Origin of the sequence: Atopobium sp. (assembly GCF_034113385.1) — a bacterium.
Taxonomy (GTDB): domain Bacteria; phylum Actinomycetota; class Coriobacteriia; order Coriobacteriales; family Atopobiaceae; genus Atopobium.
This window is the reverse complement of sequence record NZ_JAXEXL010000022.1, coordinates 1-7,099: the sequence shown is the minus strand read 5'-3', so window position 1 is coordinate 7,099 and position 7,099 is coordinate 1. Positions and strand designations below refer to the sequence as shown.

Sequence of the window (7,099 nt, the reverse complement as noted above, 5' to 3'; positions counted from 1 at the left end):
ATCCTAAATACCCTTCGCCAAGCTTCTCATGACGATCTTTATGAGAAGCACAAGGATTTTTAGAATCATTAAGATGCAATGCTTTTAGTCGAGAAAGGCCTAAAACTCGATCAAACTCATCCAAGACAGCATCAAAATCATGCGCAATTTCATAGCCACCATCATGAACATGGCAGGTATCTAAGCATATTCCAAGCTGATCACCAAAGCGACACGCATCAATGATTGCTGCAAGCTCCTCAAAACTACGGCCCACTTCAGTACCCTTACCAGCCATAGTTTCTAACAAAACGGTGGTATGCATGCCATCAAATAAAATCTCATCAAGACTGCGAGCAATGAGGCGCACACCCACATCTGCCCCTTGCTTCACATGAGACCCTGGATGAAAGTTATATAAATTGCCTGGCAATTCCTCTAAAAGCTCAAGATCTTCTCGCATGGCTTGCTGAGCAAACTCAATTGTTTTTGGTGTGGCAGAACATAAATTGTACGTATACGGTCCATGTACAACCAAAGGACCAAACGCATGCTCTTGCATGATTAAACGCAAGCCAGCCACATCTGCTTCAGAGGGAAGCTTACGAGAACCCCCTCGAGGATTGCGCGGGAAAAATGCAAAGGTATTGGCATCAATTCCTAAGGCCATCTGGCCCATAGCAGTATATCCAGACGATGTGGAAAGATGGCAACCTACATACAACGTCATTCAGTTGCCTCACTCATAAGCTGCACAAACGTATCTACCATGTGAGCAGCATCATCATCTTTGCTCATAAGTTGTACAAGCTTGTCCACAATGTGTGTAGCTACCTCATCCTTGCTCATAGTAGGCAGCTGCTCAACATTATTGCTTGTAACCAAGGCAACGCGATTGGTATCAGAACCAAAACTGGAATCAGGACATGACACATCGTTTGCCACAATCATGGTGCAGCCCTTTTGCTTAAGTTTAAGGCGCGCATGCTCCAACAGATTATTGGTCTCTGCTGCAAAGCCAATCACCACACGACCTTGTGCTTGCTTACTTACGCTAGCGAGAATATCTTTTGTTTGTACCAAATCAATCTGATTAAGCTTTTCAAACGCTTTCTTAAGCTTATGATCGGCTGGATGTGCTGGAGTGTAATCTGCAACTGCTGCAGTAAGAATTGCCGCATCTGCCTGAGAAAACTCTGCCATGGTAACGTCATACATCTGCGCGGCACTGGTGACAGGAATAACGTTTACTCCCCAAGGAATCTCTCTGGTAACAGGACCAGAAATGAGCACCACTCGCGCGCCTGCATTACGGGCAGCGCGCGCTAAGGCATAGCCCATCTTACCAGATGACGCATTAGAGATGTACCGCACCGGGTCAAGCGCCTCATGTGTAGGTCCAGCAGTAATAACAACTGTTTTTCCTTCAAGAGGCACTTCTGTTGTAGCTTGCGCTAAAACACAAAGTGTTGCATCAACGATGGTGGAAACATCAGCAAGTTTGCCCGCGCCCGTATCGCCGCAGGCAAGTGCTCCGCAAACAGGGTAAACAAAGTGCACGCCCCTGCTTACGAGCGTTGCTACATTGGCGCGCGTTGCGGGATTATTCCACATACGCGTATTCATAGAGGCGGCAATTACGATGGGTTTCTCGCAAGCCAATAACGTTGTACTTACCACATCATCTGCCAAACCCTGTGCCATTTTAGCAATACAGTTTGCTGTAGCAGGGACTACGACTGCCACATCTGCCCATGCGCTTAAATCAATGTGAGGAATGCTGGAATCGGGATAGTCATAAAGACTGGTTGCTACAGGATGGCCTGACAAGGCTTCAAAGGTAGCTGTGCCCACCATGTTACAGGCATCAGCTGTCATAACAACACGAACGTCTGTCCCCGCTTTTTGCAGGCCACGCATTACTTCAACGGCTTTGTAAACAGCTATACCACCAGTGGCAAGCAAAAGTACATGGCGCATACGCGCTTCATTTGGGGACGTGTGGAGCATGATACACCTACTTATTCTGGGCAGTATAGGAAGGGTCAACCACTATAAGCATGCGATGGCAGTATGGACAGGTAGTAATTTCTGTGTTTTGAGCACGAATATCAGCATACGAACTTGGTTGCAAAGAAACGCGACAAATTGAAGGGTTGTTGCCTACAAGCTTCTCTACTGCAAGGCCATCAAAGCGCTTGCTCGCTGCCTCGTATTTCTCAAGAAGATGGGCATCAAGCTGGGCAAGCAGCTGTGCGCGCTCGTCTGTAAGTTTTGCAAGTGTGGCCTCAGTATCTGAACTTGCCTTTTTGTAAGCATCTGCCTGCGCTTGAGCTTCATGCTGCAGTTTACGACCAAGCGCATGAGCCTTAGCTTCGGATTGCTGTAACTTTACTAAGTTCTTATCAAGGGCTGCTTTTTCAAAATCAAGGCGCTCAATACGTTTAGCTAAATGGGTCAGCTGCGCCTCAAGATCTGCAATAGCTCTGTAATCGCTGGTAGTGCGCATCTTGGCAGAAACCTCTTCCACCAAATCAAGCATATGTTGATGGGTTGCACGGTTATCATCCAAATCAATTTGGACATCCTTGCGCGCTCCTACCAGCTTAGTAAGCTCAGCCGTTAGGCTTTTAGCTGCTTGCTTAATCTTACGAATCTTATCTTGATGCGGAAGAGCGGCGAACGCCCGCTTGGTGCGAATCAACTCCAAATCAACTTCTTGAAGTCGCAAAAGAGCATCGGTCTGCGTCATGTAGGCTCCTGAATAACGGGTCCGCCTTTATTCGGTTGAAGACGAACAAGATTACCTTGTTGCTAGCGATAGGTTTTTACTATCTGCAAAAGCGTATCGCAAAATGCATCGAGTTCCTCTGAAGAAACACGTTCATCAAAGGAAATACGAAGAGATCCCAGTGCCAAGTTGCGTGGAATGCCCATAGCGGTAAGCACATGACTTGGATTGAGCGATGCAGAAGAACAAGCAGATCCAGCAGATACTTCAAACTTTGCGGCATCAAGCTGTAATAACAAGGTCTCAGAATCTAAGCCGTCTACTAATACACTCACTAAACCGGGCAAACGATTGTTGTCCATAGTAGCCGTGGTAGTTGGCACTATATGCGTACCTTCTGCACAAAGGTGATCATAGACACGTTGTGCATGAGCTGCTACGTAAGGCCGTACCTCACTCATCTGTTCTACGACCATCTGAGCAACTTTTGAGAAAACATACGCACTTTGTACATCTTGTGTACCTGGACGGCGTCCTAGTTCCTGCCCACCGCCAAACGTTTGTGCTTTAAAAGGACAGGTTCGACGCAATGCCAATACACCTATACCAATGGGAGCACCAATTTTATGGGAAGCAATACTTACAGCATCCACTTGAGCAAGCGCAAGAGGAATACGTGCAAACGCCTGAATCGCATCCGTATGAAACGGCGCTTTATATGCATGAACAAGCTGCGCGAGACTGTCCACATCATTTACTATGCCTGTTTCATTGTTTGCAGACATGATAGAAACAAGGGCAACCTGATTGTCCATGAGTTTTTGCAAATCCTCAGGATGTATTGACCCATCAGATTGAGGTGGCACTAATATCACCTCAAAGCCCCGCTCACGCATGGCAGGAACAAGGTCTAACACAGAGTCATGTTCGATGGCAGAAAAAATCACTTTTGTTCGTGCAGTGTCCTTTTTACGCATGGCCTCTGCAATGCCATATACAGCCATGTTATTAGCTTCTGTACCACCAGAGGTAAACACGATGTCCGTTGGCCTAAAACCGCCTCCCAACGCCTGTGCTATACGCTTACGCGAGGTCTCAAGTTCTTGAGAAGCTAACCTACCTAAGGTATGCAGCGAATTAGGATTGGCGCCAGCAAACGGCTTTTCTCTATAGTCTTGTAATGCAGCAAAGGCTTCTTTCCGCACGGGTGCAGATGCCGCATAATCCAAATAGATAAAATCAGATGTCATACAAGCCTCGGTTATACCTGCTGGCCCATGCCAGCTTTACCAGCAGTGCGCAAATCAGAAATATTTTGAGCATAGTCACCACAAAATACCGCACTGCCAGCTACCAACAGGTTTGCACCACAGCTGCAAACCTCCTGTGCAGTTTGGGTAGTAATGCCGCCATCAACCTCAATTAAAGGTGACACGCCAGCCTCCTGACACAAAGCACGCAGCTTTTTGAGCTTTTGAGCAGTGGTAGGGATATAGCTTTGACCACCATAGCCAGGATTGACGCTCATAATAAGAATCATGTCCACATCATACAGCAGTGAATCGAGCAGTGTAACAGATGTACCGGGGTTAAGGGCTACACCAGCACGTGCTCCACGCTCATGAATGCGAGAAATGATACGGTGTGCATGTTGAGCAGCTTCTATATGAAAGCACAGCATATCCGCACCAGCATCAAGATAGGTATCTATCATCTCATCTGGATTGCGAATCATGAGATGTACGTCTACGGGTATATCACAATGAGCCTTAACCTGCTTTAAAACAGGAATACCAAAAGACAAATTAGGGACAAAGTTTCCGTCCATGACATCAAAATGGATGTAATCAGCTGTAGCAATTCGATCAAGCTCGTCACCCAGACACATAAAGTCTGCCGATAAGATTGATGGAGCAATTAAAACCTCGTGCTGCATAATTGTATCCTTTAGTCTCGTTCAAACCCATAGAACTCGTTACGCGGTTTGCGTCCCAACAACTCCTTCAATCCTTGCTCAAGGGAAACTCCCTCATACAAAATGGCATGAATTGCCTTGGTAATAGGCACTTCAATATGTTTATCCAGCGCAATCTTATACACACTCTTTGCGGCACGCGCACCTTCAACCACCATGTGCGTTTGTGCTTCATACTCCTCTAATGTTGTGCCTGCAGACAATGCTACGCCAAAACTACGATTACGAGAATGCTCAGACGTACAGGTGGCAACAAGGTCTCCCATGCCAGCAAGACCCATGCACGTCATGGGGTCACCACCAACTGCGCTCACAATACGTCCAATCTCTGCCAAGCCGCGCGTCATAATGACTGCAAGGGTATTATCTCCCTGACCATACCCCACAGCCATGCCAGCGGCAATGGCAATAATATTTTTGACAGCGCCACACACTTCCACACCAATAAGATCATTAGAAATATACGTTCTAAAACTCTGAGAAAGCACCAATGCTTGAAAGCGCTCTACTATATCCATGCGAGGTCCAGCAATAACAGATGCAGCGACCATACCTTTGCATATCTCTTCTGCATGATTGGGACCAGACAATGCACATACCAAGTCTGGCTCACCGAGCTCTTCTGCAACAACTGCTGCCATAGTTTTAGCGCCCACATGTTCCATGCCCTTGGTAAGCACTAACGAAGGCGTGTGTGCCTTGCGATATGGTGCCACTTGTGCAGCCACACTGCGTAGATGAGCAGAAGGAACCACAAATAAAAGTTCAGAGGCATCTTGCACGGCTTGCGCAATAGAACTTGTAGCAAGTACATTGCGAGGCAACTCATAATCACTCAGATAGCAGGGGTTATGATGCGTAGCACAAATAGCATCTGCTACCTGTTTTGAGTGCGCCCACAACACAACCGTATCGGCATGCGGAGCTACCAAGCCTGCTGCAGCAGTACCCCAAGAACCAGCTCCAATAACGCAAACCGTATGCGACATACTCATTTCTCCTCATTAGAAGCATGAAAAGAAAACTGCTTTTCTTCTCCCTGAAGTAACTTGCCAATATTAGAGCGATGTGCCCACACAACAATGCAGGAAGCAAGCATAATGCTCACAAGCACCTGAGGTGTTGCGTGATATAACACAATAATCCAAACGGGCATAGAGATTGCGGCTGCTACTGATCCTGCAGAAACAAGTTTGGTAGTACAAACCAGCCCTAAAAATACTATGAGCAGACCGCAGGCAACCAAAGGTGCATACCCAATAATGGCACCAAAGCCTGCAGCAATGCCCTTACCACCTGTAAAGTGCAGATATGGTGAGAATACATGACCTATGATTGCCATTGCCACAACGATGCCACCAATCCATCCCCAAGCACCATCTGGCATAGTAGCGCTACGCTGACCTGCTGCCAGTGTTGCTACCACAACTTCACGAGTCAGAACACTGCAGACAAGTGCTTTACAGGTATCTGCTATAAGCGTTAATGCGGCAGCGGTTTTGCCCACCGAACGCCCTACGTTAGTCGAACCAATATTGCCCGAACCCATGGAACGAATATCGGTATGCGTCATAAGTGAGGTGATGATAAGGCCAAACGGAATGCCACAAATCAAATAGGTGCCAAGACTCAGGCATACGGTAATGAACAGTGGATTTGCCATACTAGTCCTTCTTGCGGAACCTCAGACGGATGGGAGTGCCCTGGAGCGGGTACGTTTCACGCAGGCGATTTTCCAAATACCGCTCGTAGTTGTCATCCACCAAATCCGGAGCGTTACAAAAGAAGGTAAAGGTAGGAGGATTGATGGCAACCTGCGTTGCATACTTAACCTTCAAGCGACGGCTCTTATCGACAACGGTATGGCCTGTTTCACGCAGACGAGTAATGAGTTTATTGAGATGAGCAGTCGAGATACGCTGAGAACGTGCATCTGCTACTTGGGAAGCAAGCTGTAAAACCTTATCGACACTACGACCAGTAAGCGCAGAAATACGAATGTACGGTGCCCATGAAGCAAAGGTTAGACGCTGAGCAATGGAATTAATTACATGCTCACGCTGCACATCGTCCTCAAGCAAGTCCCATTTATTAAGTAAAACAACCAGCGCACAACCGCGCTCAATGGCAAGTGCTGCAATCTTCTGGTCTTGCTCGGTAACGCCATCAACCGAATCAATGACTAACAAACATACATCGGCTTTGTCCATGGCGCGCAGACCACGTACCATGCTGTAGTACTCAATGTCTTCATGAACAACCGTACGCTTGCGCATACCTGCAGTATCTACCAAACGATATTTCTGATTGTTTTGCTCTACTACAATATCTATGGCATCTCGAGTAGTGCCCGCAACATCAGAAACAATGGAACGTGCACGACCAGCCAGCTTATTGGTTAAAGAAGATTTACC

At 47.0% G+C, this 7,099-nt stretch carries 8 protein-coding genes; all 8 read right to left on the bottom strand.

Annotation, left to right across the window (positions count from 1 at the left end; genetic code table 11):
- The coding region (locus SPD80_RS06555) for a deoxyribonuclease IV (protein WP_320829035.1) at window positions 1–709 on the bottom strand (709 nt) is incomplete at its 3' end.
- Entirely contained in the window at window positions 706–1,989 is a 1,284-nt protein-coding gene (coaBC, locus tag SPD80_RS06550; RefSeq protein WP_320605665.1) for a bifunctional phosphopantothenoylcysteine decarboxylase/phosphopantothenate--cysteine ligase CoaBC, read from the bottom strand. The genes SPD80_RS06555 and coaBC, both read right to left, overlap by 4 nt.
- A gap of 7 nt (window positions 1,990–1,996) precedes the next feature.
- On the bottom strand, window positions 1,997–2,731 hold the full coding sequence (locus tag SPD80_RS06545) for a zinc ribbon domain-containing protein (RefSeq protein ID WP_320605667.1): 735 nt from the start codon (window positions 2,729–2,731) through the stop codon (window positions 1,997–1,999).
- A 62-nt stretch (window positions 2,732–2,793) separates the two neighbouring features.
- Window positions 2,794–3,960 (bottom strand): cysteine desulfurase family protein, encoded by a 1,167-nt coding sequence (locus SPD80_RS06540; RefSeq protein WP_320605669.1) that lies wholly within the window; start codon window positions 3,958–3,960, stop codon window positions 2,794–2,796.
- Between the two features lie 11 nt (window positions 3,961–3,971).
- The gene (rpe, locus tag SPD80_RS06535) at window positions 3,972–4,646 is read right to left on the bottom strand and encodes a ribulose-phosphate 3-epimerase (RefSeq protein ID WP_320605671.1); all 675 of its coding nucleotides are present in this window, start codon (window positions 4,644–4,646) and stop codon (window positions 3,972–3,974) included.
- Window positions 4,647–4,657: 11 nt separating this feature from the next.
- Window positions 4,658–5,674, bottom strand: a complete 1,017-nt coding sequence (locus SPD80_RS06530) for an NAD(P)H-dependent glycerol-3-phosphate dehydrogenase (RefSeq protein ID WP_320605673.1) — start codon at window positions 5,672–5,674, stop codon at window positions 4,658–4,660.
- Window positions 5,675–5,676: 2 nt separating this feature from the next.
- The gene (locus SPD80_RS06525; RefSeq protein WP_320829034.1) at window positions 5,677–6,348 is read right to left on the bottom strand and encodes a glycerol-3-phosphate acyltransferase; all 672 of its coding nucleotides are present in this window, start codon (window positions 6,346–6,348) and stop codon (window positions 5,677–5,679) included.
- Window position 6,349: 1 nt separating this feature from the next.
- Window positions 6,350–7,099, bottom strand: a 750-nt coding sequence (locus SPD80_RS06520) for a GTP-binding protein (protein ID WP_320829033.1), incomplete at its 5' end; no start/stop codon positions are given.

Bases quoted from the DNA above. Each gene is read 5' to 3' on its own strand.
- SPD80_RS06525 (WP_320829034.1), bottom strand. From the start codon at position 6,348: ATGGCAAATCCACTGTTCATTACCGTATGCCTGAGTCTTGGCACCTAT.
- rpe (WP_320605671.1), bottom strand. From the start codon at position 4,646: ATGCAGCACGAGGTTTTAATTGCTCCATCAATCTTATCGGCAGACTTT.
- SPD80_RS06540 (WP_320605669.1), bottom strand. From the start codon at position 3,960: ATGACATCTGATTTTATCTATTTGGATTATGCGGCATCTGCACCCGTG.
- SPD80_RS06530 (WP_320605673.1), bottom strand. From the start codon at position 5,674: ATGTCGCATACGGTTTGCGTTATTGGAGCTGGTTCTTGGGGTACTGCT.
- SPD80_RS06545 (WP_320605667.1), bottom strand. From the start codon at position 2,731: ATGACGCAGACCGATGCTCTTTTGCGACTTCAAGAAGTTGATTTGGAG.
- coaBC (WP_320605665.1), bottom strand. From the start codon at position 1,989: ATGCTCCACACGTCCCCAAATGAAGCGCGTATGCGCCATGTACTTTTG.